This window comes from Haloterrigena alkaliphila, from assembly GCF_017352155.2.
GTDB classification, from domain to species: Archaea; Halobacteriota; Halobacteria; order Halobacteriales; family Natrialbaceae; genus Haloterrigena; species Haloterrigena alkaliphila.
In genome coordinates this window covers 2,668,066-2,685,699 of the sequence record NZ_CP071462.1, presented here as the reverse complement: position 1 = coordinate 2,685,699, position 17,634 = coordinate 2,668,066, and the positions used below count along the sequence as shown (strand labels likewise).

Annotated in this window: 17 protein-coding genes and 1 tRNA gene; 11 read left to right on the top strand and 7 right to left on the bottom strand. The window is 65.5% G+C overall.

The features are described 5' to 3' along the window. Positions 1-114 precede the first annotated feature (114 nt). From ribH to J0X25_RS31850, 3 genes are all read left to right on the top strand, one after another. Positions 115-546 (top strand): 6,7-dimethyl-8-ribityllumazine synthase, encoded by a 432-nt coding sequence (gene ribH, locus J0X25_RS31860; RefSeq protein WP_207287915.1) that lies wholly within the window; start codon positions 115-117, stop codon positions 544-546. Between the two features lie 18 nt (positions 547-564). Continuing rightward, positions 565-1,713: a pyridoxal phosphate-dependent aminotransferase gene (locus tag J0X25_RS31855; RefSeq protein ID WP_207287914.1), complete on the top strand. Its 1,149-nt coding sequence runs from the start codon at positions 565-567 to the stop codon at positions 1,711-1,713. A 408-nt stretch (positions 1,714-2,121) separates the two neighbouring features. Further along, a tRNA-Gln gene (locus tag J0X25_RS31850) sits at positions 2,122-2,224 on the top strand. A 124-nt stretch (positions 2,225-2,348) separates the two neighbouring features. Here J0X25_RS31850 and J0X25_RS31845 read toward each other — a convergent pair. Together J0X25_RS31845 and J0X25_RS31840 are read right to left on the bottom strand one after the other, a co-directional pair. Then, the gene (locus tag J0X25_RS31845) at positions 2,349-2,867 is read right to left on the bottom strand and encodes a PIN domain-containing protein (RefSeq protein WP_207287913.1); all 519 of its coding nucleotides are present in this window, start codon (positions 2,865-2,867) and stop codon (positions 2,349-2,351) included. Continuing rightward, positions 2,868-3,185: a hypothetical protein gene (locus J0X25_RS31840; protein ID WP_207287912.1), complete on the bottom strand. Its 318-nt coding sequence runs from the start codon at positions 3,183-3,185 to the stop codon at positions 2,868-2,870. Between the two features lie 295 nt (positions 3,186-3,480). On the opposite strand from J0X25_RS31840, the gene J0X25_RS31835 reads away from it, so the two are divergent. Both J0X25_RS31835 and J0X25_RS31830 read left to right on the top strand, forming a co-directional pair. Continuing rightward, positions 3,481-3,996: a hypothetical protein gene (locus J0X25_RS31835; RefSeq protein ID WP_207287911.1), complete on the top strand. Its 516-nt coding sequence runs from the start codon at positions 3,481-3,483 to the stop codon at positions 3,994-3,996. Between the two features lie 142 nt (positions 3,997-4,138). Then, a complete protein-coding gene (locus J0X25_RS31830) occupies positions 4,139-5,929 on the top strand; it encodes an ABC transporter ATP-binding protein (RefSeq protein ID WP_207287910.1) in 1,791 nt (596 codons plus the stop codon). A 300-nt stretch (positions 5,930-6,229) separates the two neighbouring features. On the opposite strand, the gene J0X25_RS31825 is transcribed toward J0X25_RS31830, so the two are convergent. Then, the gene (locus tag J0X25_RS31825) at positions 6,230-7,258 is read right to left on the bottom strand and encodes a glycosyltransferase family 2 protein (protein WP_207287909.1); all 1,029 of its coding nucleotides are present in this window, start codon (positions 7,256-7,258) and stop codon (positions 6,230-6,232) included. 324 nt (positions 7,259-7,582) lie between these two features. Here J0X25_RS31825 and J0X25_RS31820 point away from each other — a divergent pair, with 324 nt between their 5' ends. Beyond that, a complete protein-coding gene (locus J0X25_RS31820; protein ID WP_207287908.1) occupies positions 7,583-8,542 on the top strand; it encodes a glycosyltransferase family 2 protein in 960 nt (319 codons plus the stop codon). Positions 8,543-8,558: 16 nt separating this feature from the next. On the opposite strand, the gene J0X25_RS31815 is transcribed toward J0X25_RS31820, so the two are convergent. From J0X25_RS31815 to J0X25_RS31805, 3 genes are all read right to left on the bottom strand, one after another. Beyond that, a complete protein-coding gene (locus J0X25_RS31815; protein ID WP_207287907.1) occupies positions 8,559-9,584 on the bottom strand; it encodes an FkbM family methyltransferase in 1,026 nt (341 codons plus the stop codon). Positions 9,585-9,853: 269 nt separating this feature from the next. After that, positions 9,854-10,771, bottom strand: coding sequence for a putative sodium/potassium/calcium exchanger (locus J0X25_RS31810; protein WP_207287906.1), 918 nt, complete (start codon positions 10,769-10,771; stop codon positions 9,854-9,856). Positions 10,772-10,858: 87 nt separating this feature from the next. Continuing rightward, positions 10,859-11,290, bottom strand: coding sequence for a PPOX class F420-dependent oxidoreductase (locus J0X25_RS31805; RefSeq protein WP_207287905.1), 432 nt, complete (start codon positions 11,288-11,290; stop codon positions 10,859-10,861). A gap of 184 nt (positions 11,291-11,474) precedes the next feature. On the opposite strand from J0X25_RS31805, the gene leuS reads away from it, so the two are divergent. From leuS to J0X25_RS31780, 5 genes are all read left to right on the top strand, one after another. Continuing rightward, positions 11,475-14,237, top strand: a complete 2,763-nt coding sequence (gene leuS / locus J0X25_RS31800) for a leucine--tRNA ligase (protein WP_207287904.1) — start codon at positions 11,475-11,477, stop codon at positions 14,235-14,237. Between the two features lie 190 nt (positions 14,238-14,427). After that, the gene (gene ddfA, locus J0X25_RS31795) at positions 14,428-14,715 is read left to right on the top strand and encodes a DdfA family disk-determining factor (protein WP_207287903.1); all 288 of its coding nucleotides are present in this window, start codon (positions 14,428-14,430) and stop codon (positions 14,713-14,715) included. A 115-nt stretch (positions 14,716-14,830) separates the two neighbouring features. Continuing rightward, the gene (locus tag J0X25_RS31790) at positions 14,831-15,574 is read left to right on the top strand and encodes a J domain-containing protein (RefSeq protein ID WP_207287902.1); all 744 of its coding nucleotides are present in this window, start codon (positions 14,831-14,833) and stop codon (positions 15,572-15,574) included. Positions 15,575-15,653: 79 nt separating this feature from the next. Continuing rightward, positions 15,654-16,256 (top strand): DUF420 domain-containing protein, encoded by a 603-nt coding sequence (locus J0X25_RS31785; protein WP_207287901.1) that lies wholly within the window; start codon positions 15,654-15,656, stop codon positions 16,254-16,256. Between the two features lie 61 nt (positions 16,257-16,317). After that, complete coding sequence (locus J0X25_RS31780) at positions 16,318-16,797, top strand: pyridoxamine 5'-phosphate oxidase family protein (RefSeq protein WP_207287900.1); 480 nt, start codon at positions 16,318-16,320, stop codon at positions 16,795-16,797. 44 nt (positions 16,798-16,841) lie between these two features. On the opposite strand, the gene J0X25_RS31775 is transcribed toward J0X25_RS31780, so the two are convergent. After that, complete coding sequence (locus tag J0X25_RS31775) at positions 16,842-17,615, bottom strand: ABC transporter permease (RefSeq protein WP_207287899.1); 774 nt, start codon at positions 17,613-17,615, stop codon at positions 16,842-16,844. Positions 17,616-17,634 lie beyond the last annotated feature (19 nt).

Sequence of the window (17,634 nt, the reverse complement as noted above, 5' to 3'; positions counted from 1 at the left end):
GCCGATCGCATCGGGAGCAATCGCTGCGTGACGAAGCGTGACGGAACCAACTCGGCGGGAGACTGGCCACGCGAGAACGGTACCTCTTTTACTCACCCTCTCCACCGCTGGCGTATGACCACGCTCGGACTGGTGGTCGCGGAGTTCAACCGTCCGATCACCGAGCAGATGGAGCAGGAGGCACTCGAGGCGGCCCAAGCCGCGGGCGCCGAGGTGTACGAGACGGTCACCGTTCCGGGCGTCTACGACGCGCCCCTCGCGGCGGACCGACTCGCCCGCCTCGAGACCGTCGACGCGGTGGCCGTGATCGGGACGGTCATCACCGGCGACACCGACCACGATCAGGTGATCACCGACGCGACCGCCCAGCGGCTCTCCGACGTCAGTCTCGAGCGTGACACTCCGGTGACGCTCGGCGTGACGGGCCCCGGCATGTCCGCCGCCGAATCTCGTGAACGCGTCGAGAACGCGGCGAAAGCCGTCGACGGGGCGCTCGACCTCGTGGACGAACTTCCCGATTCGGACGGAGACCCAGATTCAGCGTAACGCGACCAACTCAGCACAATGTCCATGGAATTCACCGATCGCCTGACCCGAGTCGAACCGTCCGCAACGCTCGCCATCTCCGCGCTCGCGACCGAACTCGAGAACGAGGGGGCCGACGTCGTCGACCTGAGCGTCGGCGAACCCGACTTCCCGACGCCCCGGAACATCGTCGACGCCGGCCAGGCGGCGATGGACGCCGGCCACACCGGCTACACCCCCTCCGCCGGCATCATCGACCTCCGCGAGGCGATCTCCGAGAAACTCGCCGACGACGGCCTCGATCACGGCTCCGAAGAGATCATCGTCACCCCCGGCGCGAAGCAGGCCCTCTACGAGATCGTCCAGGCGCTGATCGCCGACGGCGACGAGGTCGCCCTGCTGGACCCCGCGTGGGTCTCCTACGAGGCGATGGTGAAGATGGCCGGCGGCGACCTGACCCGCGTCGACCTCTCCGAGACCGACTTTCTGCTCGAGCCCGCGCTCGACGACCTCGCGGACGCCGTCTCGGACGAAACGAAGCTGCTGATCGTCAACTCGCCGTCGAACCCGACCGGCGCGGTCTACTCCGACGCCGCGCTCGAGGGCGTCCGCGATCTGGCCGTCGAGCACGACATCACCGTCATCAGCGACGAGATCTACAAGGAGATTACCTACGGCGTCGAACCGACGAGTCTAGGCACGTTCGAGGGGATGGCCGACCGCACGATCACGGTCAACGGCTTCTCGAAGGCCTACTCGATGACCGGCTGGCGGCTGGGCTACTTCGCCGGCCCCGAGGAACTGATCGATCAGGCCGGCAAACTGCACAGCCACTCCGTCTCCTCGGCCGTCAACTTCGTCCAGCACGCCGGTATCGAGGCGCTCGAGAACACCGACGAGGCCGTCGAAGAGATGACCGAGGCCTTCGAAGACCGCCGCGATCTGGTCGTCGGCCTGCTCGAGGACCACGGCGTCGACGTCGCGGTTCCCGAGGGCGCGTTCTACATGATGCTGCCAGTCGATGACGACGATCAGGCGTGGTGCGAAGGAGCCATCGAGGACGCCCACGTCGCGACCGTCCCCGGCAGCGCGTTCGGGACGCCCGGCTACGCGCGGATCTCCTACGCCGCGAGCGAGGAGCGACTCGAGGAAGGGATCGATCGGCTGGCCGAGGAAGGGTACCTGTAGGCGTCGTCGTCGGCTCGAGCGGCTCTTCGGTAACCGATCCAAAAGTTGTTCTCAACGTTGAGAGCTGTCACGGATAATCGTTGCCAGTACCGTGAGAACGGGCTATCTCACACTCGGTACGCGGTACTAATTCGTATGATATCCAAGCCCGAAGGCGGTGTTCACCAGCGACGAAAAGTAACACTATTGTGCGACGGTAGTCTATCCTACGAGTGAAGTCCCGTGGTGGTGAGCAGTTTCGACGGAACTGCGAGGTATCCGGGGCGTGCGAAACGAGGAGTCCCGTGGTGGTGAGTAAATCCACTGGATTTACGAGCCTCACGGGGCTTCGAACGAAGTGAGAAGTCCCGTGGTGGCGAGCAAACCCGATGGGTTTGCGAGCGACACGGGACGATGAGTGAAACGAAGAGTCCCGTGGTGTAGTGGCCAATCATATGGGCCTTTGGACGTGTTCGGTTCCGGCCGTCACGGAAGCGAGCCCATGACGGCGGTTCGAATCCGCCCGGGACTATTTTCGCGCGAACAGTTCCGTGAGCGCGAAATATCCTCGGCGGTTCGAACCCAGAGGACGAGAGGATTCGAGTCCTCGCGGTTCGAATCCGCCCTATACTACCGGAGTATTGGTAGTGGACCAATCACTGCATCTGCCGTTGGAGAGTCACCTCTGCCTGCGCGACGTACGTGTTAGTTTCCCAGCTTCGGGCTTCGCTTATCTTCGACAACAGCTCTTCCGCGTCTACCGGGGCGAGGTGCTCGTTGCGAACTAACGCTGTCAAGAGTGACGGTGTCGTCACGAGTCGGGTGTCAGCTAAGGAGGCGTGAATAAGCGCGAGTTGATTGAATTCATCGCAGAGAAACTGCGTCGCATCGAGGTCGTTGGCCAGCGAAACCGCGGCATTCTCACCATCGTCGAGTGGAAGGTCCTCCTCGAGTTTCGCGGCTCGGACGCTGAACTCCGAACGACGGTCGAGAACGGCCTGTGCGGCGTTTCCCGAACGGTCTTCGTACGGGGCCGTTTTTTGCAACTCAGACACCACCTGTTCTGGAATACAGACCAGATGGGTGTCGAGAAGAATACTGAGGGGCGTCTTCTCGTGAGTTGCAACAGTCCCGAGACTAACGAGAGCGGACGTGTCTGCGACGAGTAACGCCATCTACGAGTCCGCCAGTTCCTCCGCAGTCTCTTCGAGGAATTCGTCGCTTAGTTGGTTCTTCAGGACGCGAAAGTTCGCTGCCTCCTCGTGTCCGACGAGGTCCTTCAACTGCTGGAAGGTAATGTCGTTCTCGTAGTACGCTCCAGCGATCTCCTGAGTGATGTCGTCATCGTGAGATGCGTCACGGAGGTACTCGCGCAGTGCGTTGGTGAGGATGTCCGTGCGATCGGTTTCGAGGACAGTTGCGAGCGCATCCGCTCGCTCGACTAACCCTCGAGGAGCGCGGAACTGAACTCGCTTTTTACCTTCGGAGCTCATGTGTGTACATCGTGAGTGTTATCGGTTAACTCTTTCTTCGTTCCGATCGGTGTGGGCGGGGTGAGAGTACGGAGGATTCGACACTCAAACCCTCGGATTACCCAAGACTATTATTTGCGGATTGGTACGTATCCGGGTTCCCTCTGCTCGAATCACTACACCCTCTCGAGTACCGACCGAACGACGACCGACACCCAGCAGAGAGAAACCATCCTAAACCGTCGAAAATCGAGTTGATCCGCTCTGGATGAACGTACGCTTATTTAATCGATCATGCGACAGCCTCGAGTGCATCATGACTGAACCGAAACAGACTCTCCCGGCATCGCTCGAGTACGAGACGGTGAAGTCCATCAGCAAACTCCTAGTGGCGACGCTGTCGCTGCTCGCGCTGCTGTGGCTCGTCTCGCTGCTGCCCGGAATCGATCGGCTCGTCCCCGGGACGCCCGTGACGTTCGCCGCCCTCGTCGGCGCGGTGGTGACGGTCGCGACGGTCGCCCTGCTGCTGTACCTGGCGCCGACGCTCGCCGAACTCGTCCGGTCGACGCTCGAGGGACCCGAAGGCGTCGTGAACGACGTCGCGTCGATCGTCAACCTGCTGGTGGTCCTGATCGCCGTGCTGGTGGCCCACCGCGGGCTGGCGGCGGCGACCGTCCCGCTGCTCGGCGGGGCGACCTGGGTCTACGACGTCCTCTTCCTCGCGCTCGCGCTGCCGCCGCTGGCGATCCTCGCGGCACGGCTGTACGTATCGCTCGATCCGATCTCGGAATTGCTGGCCGAGCGGATGACGGCGTCGGATCGGGACGACTGACCGACGTCTCGCGGACTGGGCTCCAACTCGAGACGCGGCCCTCCACCCCGAAGCGGTCGGTCTGAGACCCGGATACGACTACCTTCCCTGCGGTAATCTTTCGATAACAATAACGTTCGTCCCCGTCCGTCGAGCCGGATTAATGGCTACTGACGAGCTCTCGCGGCGGGAAAAACTCCGCGGGTTGTACCTGATCGCGACGTATCGGCCTGCGGTGACGCTGGGAATCGTCGTCTGCAGTGCTGTCGCCGCGTTGCTGGCGGGGATCGGTGCCACCTTTATCGTTCCGCTCATCGAGTTGGCGCAGGCGGACAGTCCGGCGGCGGCCGAGGGAGGCCGCATCGTCGCCGCGTTCGTAACCGTCTACGACGCGCTGGGCGTGCCTTTTACGATCGGTACCGTCGTCCTCGGCGTGAGTCTGGCGATGACCGTCCGCTTCCTCTCGAGCATCGCCGTCGCGTGGATGCGCGTCTGGCTCCAGACGACGTACGTGCGCGAACTCCAGGCGAAGGCCTTCGAGAACGCGCTCGACGCCCACGTGTCGTACTTCGACCGTGAGGGGTCGGACGACATCCTCAACGCGATCGTCACCCAGGCGGAGTACGCTGGGAAGGTCATTCGCGACTTCGTCCGCGTCTTCGAGCAGGGCATCCTCATCGTGATGTACCTCGGGCTCGCGTTCTATCTCGCGCCGATGCTGACGATCGTCGCCGGCGGGATCATCGGCGGCCTGACCTTCCTCGTGCGGAACGTGTTCGAGTCGGGGTACGCCGTCGGCGACCGGGTCGCGGACGCCAACGAGAAAATCCAGCAGAGCGCTCAGGCCGGGACGCAGGGGATCAGAGACGTGAAGATGACCGGCATCCGGGACGAACTCTACGACGGGTTCTCCCGGAACCTCGATCAGTTCACCGACGCGCGGATCAAACTCGGGCGTAACGAGGCGATGATCAACAACGTCTACAACCTCTCGATCGCTGTCCTCCTGTTCGTCCTGATCTACGCGGCGCTGTCGTTCGCCGAGATGTCGCTGGGCGCGCTGGCCGCGTTCCTCTTCGTCATGTTCCAGACGGGGCCGCGCGTCAGCCAGACGAACGAGTTCTTCTACAAACTGGAGGGGCGCATGCCCCACCTGATCCGCACCCAGCAGTTCATCGGGGAACTCGAGGCCAACCGCGACCTCGAGGGCGGCGACCGACCCGTGCCCGAGGAACCGACGCCGATCGCGTTCGACGAGGTGTCGTTCGCCTACGAGGCGGACGAACGGATCCTCGACGACGTCTCCTTCCGCGTCGACGACGGCGAGTTCGTCGCGTTCGTCGGCCAGTCCGGCGCCGGGAAGTCGACGATCGCGGCCCTGCTCGCGCGGCTCTACGCGCCCGACGACGGGGAGATCACGGCCGCCGGAGAGCCGATCGACGAGTTCGACGTCGCCGAGTGGCGCTCGCGGATCGCGTTCGTTCGCCAGGACCCGTACATCTTCAACGACACGCTGCTCGAGAACGTGACCATCGGCAACCGCGACGCGTCGATGGACGAGGTCGAGGAGGCCTGTCGGATCGCCCAGGTCGCCGAGTTCGTCGACGACTTGCCCGAGGGCTACGAGACGGAACTCGGCGACGACGGGGTTCGGCTCTCGGGCGGCCAGCGCCAGCGCGTCGCCCTCGCCCGAGCCCTGCTCGAGGACGCCGACATCCTCATCCTCGACGAGGCCACGAGCGACCTCGACGCGACGATCGAGAGCGAGGTCCAGGAGGGACTCGAGGCGCTGGGGCGGGACTACACGATCGTCGCGATCGCCCACCGCCTCTCGACCGTCCGCGACGCGGACACGATCTACACGCTCGAGGACGGCCACATCATCGAACGCGGCGAGCACGGCCAGCTCCTCGAGGCGGACGGCGCGTACGCGGATCTGTACGCCGCCCAGTAGCGACGCGGCGCCGTCGTGACCGGCGAAAGCGGGTCCTGAATCGTCGACTCGGTTTTCTATCGACGACGATGGTCAGTAGCCAGTGGGAAAGCGAGACGAATCGGGTACAGTCTCGTATGGAACGTAGATCGCGACGGCTTTCGAAGCTGCTGGCGCGAAATCAACAGCGGTCGGGATCGACGTGCCGCGACGAGAAAACGGACCGTAATGCGGGCCGTGACGCGAGCCGGTAGCGAACGCGAACGGCTGAGAAACAAGGCGAGAAACCGATTGTGACCGAGCGAACGGTGGGTTCGGACGTTACGCTCGAGGGAGGGGCTCCGCTTCGTCGGTCGTCGGTTCGGTCCGTGTCTCGCGCTGCCAGTCGACCGCAGAACGATCGATATGAGAGTCCGTGACGGTATCTCGGACGGAGCGCACGAGGTCGAGCACGGACGGCCCGAGGAGGGCGAAACAACACACCGCGAAACTGGCGATCGTCGGCCCGTATTTCGCGGCTTCCCAGCCGTACCGGAACGCCCGCCGTCTGTTGTTCCGTTCGATCTCCGTCCAGCCGTAGGAGACGTGACGTCCGTGCCGTAACCGCCGCTGGACGTCCGGGTGACGCTCGAGTTCCTCGCGGTACTTCGACCAGATCCGCCCGGCGATGTCCATGGACTCTTCGAGATCCAACTGGAGCCTGTCGACCTGGTCGACGGCCTGTTCCGAGGCGTTACTGTCGTGGAACTGACGGACGACGAGGGGTTCCGGGACGTACTCGTACTCGTACTCTCGAGCGACCCGGATCGCGTGGTCCCAGTCCTCGCCGCAGTCGAAGTCGGTGTCGTAGCCGCCGACCGTCTCGAAGCACTCGGCGCGGATCATGTGTCCCGAGTACGGTTTGAGGCCGAATCGGGCGAGGATTTCCGGGTAGATGTCGCCGGACATCGAGGGCTGGTACCTGCCGACGATGCGGCCGTCCTTCCGGACGAGACCGCCGGTGTAGACGGCGCCGCAGCCGGGATTGGCCTCCATGACCTCGAGTTGTTTTTCGACCTTCTGGGGCCCCCAGCGGTCGTCGTCGTCGAGGATGCAGACGTACTCCCCGCGGGCTAGTTCGACCGCACGGTTGCGGCTCGCGGCGATACCGACTCGCTCGTCGTTGTAGACCGCCCGGACGCGCTCGTCGTCGGCGTACCGTTCGAGGACGGCGCGCGTCTCCTCGACGGGCGGATCACAGACGACGACCACTTCCATCTCGTCGTGGGTCTGGGCGAGTGCGGTCTCGACTGCGCCGTCGATGAACGACGGTCGGTCGTAGGTCGGGACGATCGCACTGACGAGCGTCATGATCGCAATCTACTCGGGAGTCGCCTCCAGCGAACGGTCGTCCACCACCACTCACCGATGCACATACGGCGACCGATCACCGAGAGGTACTTATCTATAAACAGGATTATCGAGAGATACCGACGTTTACGTATCCATACTGGAGGTCCCCGTCCACTTTCTTGAAATCCATCCCGGTAGCCCCGTTCGCGACGATTCAGGTCGGTTTCGATTCGGTTACAGTCGATTCTCGCCGTCAGTCACTCGCGGAATGGTGTCGCTACTTTTCACTGTCAGCCTCGAGAGACGGAGACGGGACCGACGACGTCGCGCTTTCGAGGTACTATGAACGAATACGACACACGCGCAGAGCAGGTGAACGACGCGGACGGAGACGAGTGGCCCGACGTTTCGGTGATCGTGCCCGTCTACAACGACCCCGAGGGACTCCGGGAGACGCTCGACTCGCTCACGGCTCAGACGTACCCGGACGACGCCCACGAGATCCTGGTCGTCGACAACGATTCGACGGACGACACCCCGGCGGTCGCCCGATCCTACGCCGACGACTACGAGACGGTCACGTACCTCCTCGAAGACGACCGGCAGAGTTCCTACTCGGCGCGCAACACGGGCATCGCCGCGGCGAGCGGCGAGGTGTTCGCGTTCGTCGACGCGGACATGCTCGTCGAGGCGGAGTGGCTCGTCGACGCCATCCGGACGTTCGAGCGAAAAGACGCCGAGTACATGGGCTGTAACGTCGAGATGATCCCCTCGAACGGCGGCGACTCCCTCGCCGAGCGGTACAATCTGCTGAGCGGGTTCCCGATCGAGCGCTTCATCGAGACCATCGGGTTCGCGCCGACGTGTTGCCTGGTCGTCCGCCGAAGCGTACTCGAGGACGTCGGCGCGTTCGATCCGCGACTGGTCTCCGGCGGCGACCGGGAGTTCGGCCACCGGGTCCGCGACTCCGGACGGGAGCTACACTTCGCGCCGGACGTGACGATGTACCACCCCACGCGGTCGACGACCGACGCGATACTGCGAAAGTCGCGCCGAATCGGCCGCGGAATCTACCAGCTTCGGCTGTTCCACCCGGACCGCTACGACGACCGGCTGCCGGTCGCGCTCAACCCGTCGCCGTACCTCCCGCCGCGACTCGAAACGCACCGCGAAATGGACGGCTGGGCGGAGCTGACGCGCCGCGAAAAGGTCGGCTTCTATCTACTCTCGTACGGCCGCAAGGTCTGGAACGGCGTCGGTCGGATCGAAGAATCGCTGCGCCGGCGACGGAACCCGAGTTGAGGAACGGACCGCACCGCTACTTCCGCGCGACGAGTTCGATCGAGTGATCGCTCTCGGCCATCGCCCGCCGGAGGTCGTCGAAGTCGTCGACGCCGCACTCGAGACCGTGCCAGCGCCGCTCGTCGTCGACGCCGGCCGCCGCGTCGGTACGGACCGCGGAGACGACCTCGAACCCGTGGTCGACGAAGCGATCCACGATGGCTGTTCGCGACTCCGGGGACAACTCGAGCGGGTGGAGTTCGACGAAGACGACCGTCGGGCCGGGAGCCGCCAGCACGTCGGACAGCCCCTCGAGCACCTCGCGTTCGTACCCCTCGACGTCGAACCGGACGACGTTGACCGACGCGGGGTCGACGTCTCGCTCGGCGAGGTACCGGTCGCCGGTCGTCTGCTCGACGGTGACCGTGTCGTCGCTCCCGGCACCGTCGGACGGGCCCGAATCGCGAACCCGGTGCTGATTCGAGTGAGTGCTCAGATCCATCTCGACGGTCGCCCGTTCGGCGCCGAAGGCGAGCCGGTCGACGTCGACGCAGCCGTCGAGATCGTTGCGCTCGAGGTTGTGCTCGAGCAGGTCGACGTTCGAGGGGACGGGTTCGACCGCGTGGATCCGCACCCGCTCGTCCAGCGCGGCCGCCTCGACCAGGGCGAAGTAGCCGATGTTCGCGCCGACCTCGAGGATCCGGACCGGCCCGTCGACGACGGCGGCGAGGCGCTCGAGTTCGCGTTCGAACGCCCGCGTCGAGCGGTACTCGTGGACGCCGTAGGCCAGCAGCGTCCGCGAGATGCCGGCGTCGGCCGTGTCGACGACCAGTTCGTACCCCTTCACGTCGACCCGCTGGTAGCGCCCGTTCTCCAGCCGAGCGGCGTAGTATGGGTTCCGTCCGGTCAGGAGTTCCGCGACGGAGCCGACGAACGCGCCGGGACGGCGCATCCGCAGCAGACAGCCGAGTTTTTGCGCCTCGAGGCGGACGTACTGTGCGATTCGCTCGGTACTGGTCCCCGCGGATCGAAGCCGGTTCGCGAGGGGGCGAATCGCGCTCATGGTCGACACACCCGTCTAACGGTCGCTCGTGCGTCCATACTCGTGACGACTGGTACGTCACGGGCGCGAATAAATCCGGAGCGGACCTCTCGTCTCGTGAGACCGCCGCGACGGGCAGCAGACCGAGGAGGGCTCGGGCACCGCTCGAGGCGGCGGTAATCGTGTCGTAACCGGACGCTCACGAGGAAGTCCTGTTCCGATCGACACCGGGCCCCTAACCCCCACACCGGAGAACGCCGGCGTTACGAGGGACCGTCGCCCTCGGGCGGTCAGCCGTCGTCGGGCGAGTCGTTCCCGTCCGGCGAATCGTCCTCGTCGTCGGACTGGCCGTCGGAGCCGTCTGAATCATCCTCGTCGGACTCCTCTACTTGGTCGCCCTCGTCGGATTCCTCTACTTGGTCGCCCTCGTCGGATTCCTCTGCTTGGTCATCCTCGTCGGACTCCTCTACTTGGTCGCCCTCGTCGGATTCCTCTGTTTGGTCGTCCTCGTTGGACTCCTCTGTTTGGTCGTCCTCGTCAGATTCCTCTGCTTGGTCACCCTCGTCGGATTCCTCTGCTTGATTATCCTCGTCAGAATCCTCTGGTTGGTCTGTGTCGTCAGGTTCCTCTGGTTGGTCGGTGTCGTCAGGTTCCTCTGGTTGGTCGGTGTCGTCAGGTTCCTCTGGTTGGTCGGTGTCGTCGGGTCCTTCCGATTGATCATCGTCGAACGGGTCGTCCTCCGATTCCCCAGGGAAGTCGTCTCCGAACGGTCCCTCGTCATCGTCCGTCGATCGGTCCTCCTCGTCCGGAGTCTCGTCGGGTTCCGCTGATCGGTCCTCCTCGGGCGACCCGTCCTCGGCGTTCGCCGACGGACCGTCGTCCTCATCGGCCGACGACGGATCCGCGCCGGACTCGTCGCCGGATTCGTCGGTGCTGTCGTCGTCGGCCGGCTGACTGTTGGCCGCATCGGCGTCGGCTGGTTGACTGTCGGTCGCCTCGGCGTCGGTATCGTTGTCGTCGCTCGCGGCCGTCGACGGTGCACTACTCGAGGAGTCGTTGCCGTCGCCGCCGTCATCCGGTCCGAGCGGTGACAGACCGATACCCGGCGCGACGACCACCGCGAGAAGCGCGAACGTCAGCGAGACGACGAGAACTGTCACGAGGAGCGTCGACCCGGTCGGCATCGAATCATCGCGTGAACGAGACATTCAGGTAGCCGTTTCTTTCAGCCCGATACGCTTTGTTAATGACCGCCCACAGCCGCCGTCGTCGCTCGAGGACGGTGATCGGACTCGCTACTCGTATTCGCGTCCGCGGGCGACGACGTGTTCGGCGGGTATCCGAACGATGACGCGCGGGTCGTCCTCCTCGTCGTGGTGGGGGTACTCCTCGACGTCGAGGTACTGGCGGGCCAGTTCGTCGATGTGCTCGACGGCTCCCTCCTCCGAGAGCGTCGCGCTCCCGCGAACGGCCACGTAGCGGTACGGATCGTCGGGGTCGACGACCGAGATCGAGACCGCCGGGTTCGCTCGGATGTTGCGCTCCTTGGTGCGGCCCCGGACCGTGTTTATCAGCACGGCCTCGCCGTCGTCGTGGTCGACCCAGACGGGACTGCTGTGCGGATGGTCGTCCGAACCGATCGTCGCGAGGTGCCCGAACGATCGCTTCTCGAGGATGTCTCGGTGCGATTCGGGGATCCGTCCGCTGTGCGTTTCGAACGCGCTCATTATCCCCGACTCGCGGCGGAATCGGTTTCGAGCTTTCGATCCGAGCCGCTCCCGACTCTCGATTCCGCGAGGGGGCGCGACGCCGCCGTTCGAACGGCCTGTTCGCCGTCGTCGACCCGCTCGGCGGGCGACCGAACAATGATATGGCCCGCACGCCCAGTATTCGGCAAGACCGATCGCTACAATGACCAATCACTACGATCACGCACAGGTCCAGGAGTTCTGGCAGTACGTCTGGGAGCGCGACGACGTCTACGAACTCGACGACGACGCCGCCGACCCGACATACGTCCTCGGGATGTTCCCCTACACGTCGGGGACGCTCCACATGGGTCACGTCCGCAACTACGCGATCACCGACGCCTACGCCCGCTACCGGCGGATGCGGGGCGACGACGTCCTCCATCCGATGGGGTGGGACGCGTTCGGCCTCCCCGCCGAAAACGCCGCGTTCGAGCGCAAGACCGACCCCCGGTCCTGGACGGAGGCGTGCATTCGGCGGATGCGCGAGGAACTCGAGACGATGGGCTTCGGCTACGACTGGTCCCGCGAGATCACCACCTGCGAACCGGAGTACTACCGGTGGAACCAGTGGTTCTTCAAGCGGTTCTACGAGGAGGGCCTCGTCGAGTACGAGGGGGCCTCGGTCAACTGGTGTCCCGACTGCGAGACCGTGCTCGCTGCTGCACAGGTCGAGGAACGCGAGGTCGGACGTAGTGAGTCCACGGGTCGAGGGAGTGACGACGCCGCGAGCAGTGACGTCGAACGCGTCTGCTGGCGCTGCGAAACGCCGGTCGGCCGCCGCGAGCTCGACCAGTGGTTCTTCACGATCACCGACTACGCCGAGGAACTCCACGACGGGCTCGAGGACCTCGAAGGCTGGCCCGAGGGCGTCCGCGAGATCCAGCGCAACTGGATCGGCCGGCAGGAGGGCGCGCGGATCACGTTCGAAGTGAGCGAGGCGCGTAGCGCCTCGAACGGACGCGGCGAGGGTACCGAGCCGCGGGAGCACGGCACCGTCGACGTCTTCAGCACTCGCCCGGAGACGATCCACGGCGCGACCTATCTCGCCGTCTCGCCGGGCCACGAACTGGCCGACGAGCTCGCCGAGAGCGATCCGGCGGTCGCCGACTACGTCGAGGACGTCCGCGAGCGAGACCCCGGCGAGGTCGGCTTCGCGGGGGTCGAGACCGACGCGACCGCGAGGCATCCGCTCACGGGCGACGAACTCCCCGTCTACGTCGCCGGCTACGTCCTCGAGGACGTCGGTACCGGCGCCGTGATGGGCGTCCCCGCGCACAACGAGCGCGACCACGCGTTCGCGCTCGAGCACGACCTGCCGATTGAGGGCGTGATCGCGCCGAAGAACGCGAGCGTCGAGGTCGACCTCGCGGCGGACCCGTACACGGGCGAGGGCATCCTCGAGGACAGCGGGGAGTACGACGGCCTCGAGAGCGAGGCCGCCCGCGACCGGCTCCTCGAGGAGAGCGCGTCAATCGAGGACGACGTCACCTACCGCCTGCGCGACTGGCTGATCTCCCGGCAACGCTACTGGGGGACGCCGATCCCGGTCGTCCACTGCGACGACTGCGGTCCCGTGACGGTGCCCGACGAGGAGTTGCCCATCGAGTTGCCCGAGTTCGTCCGGACGACGGGGAATCCGTTAGACGCCGCCGAGGAGTGGAAGCAGACCACGTGTCCCGACTGCGGCGGGCCGGCCGAGCGGGAGACGGACACGATGGACACCTTCGTCGACTCCTCCTGGTACTTCCTGCGCTTCCTCTCGCCCGGCCTCGCGGACGCGCCGTTCGACGCCGATCTGGCCGACGAGTGGCTCCCCGTCGACGTCTACGTCGGCGGCGAGGAACACGCCATCCTCCACCTGCTTTACACGCGCTTCTTCACGAAGGCGCTGGCCGATCTTGGGCTGCTCTCCGAGCGCGAACCCATTCGGGAACTCAAGAGCCAGGGGACGGTGCTCTACGACGGCGAGAAGATGTCGAGTTCGAAGGGCAACGTCGTCGCCCCGCGGGAGTACGGCGCGGAGACGACCCGGCTGTTCGTCCTCTCGGCGGCCCACCCGGAACAGGACTTCGAGTGGACCGCGAACAACGTCCGCGGCGCCTACGACCTCCAGCAGACCCTCTACGGCATGGCGGCCGACTTCGTCGAGGCGGGCGATACCCGGCTCGAGCGCCGGCCCAGCGACGAGTACCTCGCCCGGGAGATCGACCGAACGATCGCCGCGGTCACCGAGGAGTACGAGCGGTTCCGGTTCCACCGCGCGGCGACGGAGATTCAGGAACTGGCGCGGCTGCTCCGGCGCTACCGCGAGTACGACCGTCCGCACGAAGAGGTCTATCGGCGCGGACTGCTGACGCTGGCGGCGCTGATCGCGCCGATGGCCCCACACCTCGGCGAGGAGTGCTGGAACAAACTCCGCGGCGAGGGACTGGTCGTCGAAGCCGACTGGCCCGATCCCGAGGGCGACGTCGCCGACTACCGCCGGGAGCGCCGACTCGTCGAAACCACCCTCGCGGACGTCCGCGATATCGTCGACACCGCGGCGATCGACGATCCGGAGCGGATCGAACTCGTCGTCGCGCAGGACTGGAAGTACGAGGTCGTCCGACTGCTGGCCGACCTCGTCGACGAACCGGCCGACGCCGATACCGGAACGCTCGTCGACCGCGTGCTCGAGGCCGACCTCGAGGCCGACGTCGACCGCGAGACCGTCGCGACCTTCGTCGCCGGCCTGCTCGAGCGGGGGAGCCACACGGAACTCGACGGCGTCCTCGCGCCCGCGACGGAACGATCGATTCTCGAGCGAGGGGCCTGGCTCGTTACCGACGAGTTCGACGCCGAGGTCACCGTCAGGCGGGCCGCCGAAGGCGACGACCTGGCGGGGGCCGCCCGCCCGGGCAAGCCCGGGATCCACATCAGTTAATCACTCGTTGCGTTGTCAGCACTACTACAACAAGAGGCAGTGAGAACGAAATCGAGGCCTGATAACGCCGATATTGCCCTAGTAGCGGCCCACAACGCGGCATTCTGTATCGCCCCGGAACTGAACCTGTACTGTCAGAAACTCGACCGGGAAGGACAGTTTTATTCCATCGGCTTCGGTACAGTGGAATATGACCGATGGGGACGGCGACAGCGTCGACTCGTGGTGCCGGAAAACGCCAAGCCAGACGGTCATCGAAGCCGTCGCCGCGGCCGAAGACGTTTCGCCCGCCGAGTTGCGTCCGCCGACGTACGAATCGCTCTACGCCGTCGTCGATCCGGAGGCACTCGACGCACTGTTCGCACAACGGGGCGACGGAACGCCGCGACCTGGCGGTGAACTCTCGTTCCGGTTCTGCGAGTACGAGGTGACCATCGAGTCCGACGGGTCGGTCTCGGTCGACGAATCACCCGACTGATCGATCGCCAGGTGACGACCGGTCGGTCGGCGGGCACGGACGGACCGACTCCGCCAGTTCGATGGCGATAGCCGGACGGAAAGACTCTTTTCGTCGAGGTACGGTAGTACGGATCGTGGAGAGCCACTACGAAGTCCTCGGGCTCTCGCCGACCGCCGACGAGCAGGAGGTACGGCGAGCCTACAGGACGCTGCTGAAGGAACACCATCCCGACCAGGGTGGCTCTCGAGAACGGTTCCTCCGGATCAAGGAGGCCTACGAGGAGATCGTCGGTGACCGGCCGGCGGACGATCCCCTGCTCGACGGCCGGTCGATTTCGTCCGGCGACGGGCCGCCCCCTCGACCCGAGGCCCCGACGTACGATCCCGACGACCGCGAGGCTATCGGCGCCGATCACGAGACGCTGACGGTCACCGGTGAGAATCTCACGCTCACGCTCTCGGCGCTGGTTCACGACGTCTCCCTCGACAACCTCGTCGACGGCCACGTCCCCGCAGTGACCGACCGAACGGTCGCGTTCTTTCGGGTCCACAACACGAGTTCCCACCACCTCCCCTGGCGGGGCGAAGCCAATACGAGTTTCATCGGCGACGACGGCTTCCTCTACGAGGGGTCGCGTATCGTCGCGCCCCACGCCGACCGCCTGCCCGAGCGGTGGTGTGGCACCGACGTCGAGATCCCGCCCGGCCGGGCGCTCGACGCGATCGTCATCGCCCAGGAGATGCCCGCCGACGTCGCCGTCGAGAAGGTGCTCTACACCCAGCACGGTCCCGACGCGGGCGACGACACCGAGCGCTACCTCTTCGAACTCCGACCGCTCGTGCGCGAGCGACTGAATCGGCTGCCGTTCCGCGACTGACGGTCGCCGGCGACACCCGTTGCCTGCCCGACGACCCCGAAAGGCAAGACAGATACGGGATTGCTTCGAATCGCCGACAATGGCAACCGCCGACGCGAGACGACGGCTTCGAGAGCAGCCGATCGGGGCCACGATCGTCCTCACGATCGTCGGCTACGCGCTCGTCATCGGGACCTTTCTCCTCGACGTCCCGATCTACCCCGATCTCAGCCTCGAGCAGGTCAACCTGCTCACGGATCTGATCGCGGTCAACAACGCGATCGCGACCCTCCTCCTGATCGCGGGCTGGTACTGGATTCGAGCCGGTGAGATCGCGAAGCATCGACTCGCGATGATCACCGCCTTCGGACTGATACTCGTGTTTCTGGTCCTCTACCTCCTCAAGGTCGGCGGGGGCGGCACGAAGGAGTTCGTCGGACCGCAACTGGTGAGATACGGCTACCTGCTCATGCTCGCGATCCACATTCTCCTCTCGATCGTCTCGGTCCCGGTCGTGCTGTACGCGCTGATCCTCGGCCTGACGCACACGCCCGCGGAACTCCGGACCACCGCCCACGCGCGGATCGGCCGCATCGCCGCCGGCGCGTGGATCCTGAGTCTCGTGCTGGGCGTCGTCACCAACCTGCTGCTCAATCACATCTACGGCTACGAGTTCGCGGGTATGCTCGCTCCGCTGGTCTGAGCGATAGCCTGAACGGTGCACTCCGTGTCAGTATTTTGGGCGTCGCGGTCGTACCGACGGTATGCAGGTACGCGGGAGCCTCTCACCGACGGCGATCACGAGCTTTCTCGAGGACGCGACGATTCCGGTCCGACTCGCCTGTCGAACGTCCGCCGACCACCTCTGGATGTGTTCGCTGTGGTACCGACTCGAGACGACGGCCGTGGACGACGGACCGAGCGACCACGACTGGCGACTCCGGTGTGCGACGGCCGCGAGCGCGGATATCGTCTCGTTTCTCGAGAGCGACCCCGAGATCGCCTTCGAAATATCGACGAACGACCCGCCCTACACCGGCGTCAGGGGCCGCGGGACCGCAACGATCGATTCCGATCCGGAGAAGGAGACGCTCCGGGACCTCCTCGAGCGGTATCTCGGCGACACGGAGTCGGGATTGGCGCGGAATCTGCTCCGAGCCGAGCGCGAGGAGGTGACGATCACGATCGATCCGGCCGTCGTGTACGGCTGGGACTTCACGGATCGAATGAGCGATACCGACTGACGAGCTCGAGACCGCACTGGACGGCAACCGCGACGCCGCGCGACTCAGTCCGTCCGCGGAATCGACCGCGCGCCGAGTGTGAACGCGATCACGGCGACCGCGGTCAGAATTCCGAGGTTCGCCAGCGCCGGATCGACGCCGGCCACTGCGGAACCGCCGGCCTCGGGATACGTCGCCGCACGGACGCCGCGGGCGAAGTACGTCAGCGGCGAGAGGTTCACCAGCGGCTCGAACCAGCCCGGAAGCTGCTCGAGCGAGACGAACGTCTCAGAGAGGAAAAGCAAGGGGAGGCCGATGGCGTTGCTGGCGGCGACGGCGCCGTCCTGGGAGTCGGTGTAGCTGCCGAGCATCGCGCCGACGCCGCAGAAACAGACGACGCCGACGAGGACGTACGGAACCAGCAGCGGGGAGAACGCGATCTCGGCGCCCGTCAGGACGATCACCATTCCGAGGATCAGCAGGCTCGCGAGGCCGATGATCGCGGCGTTGACGGCGGTCTGGGCGAGCAGCCACTCCCCCCGGGTCAGCGGCGTCGTCGCGAGCTTCTCGAAGCGGTTGCCCTCGCGGTGGCGCGCGACCTCGCTGCCCATCCGCGAGAGGGGCGTAAAGAGGACGACGACGGCGAGATAGCCCGGTACGTAGTAGGCCGCCGGCTCGGTGAACAATCCCCCGCCCGTCGGATCCGTCTGGACGAGCGCGCCGAAGATGGCGATCAGGATCACCGGGAAGAAGAAGGTGAAGAAGACCGCCGTCCGGCGGCGGACGAACGATCGCCACCCGGCGCCCGTCGCCGCGCGGACGCGGCCGACGCGAGTCACGCCGTCTCACCCCGTCTCC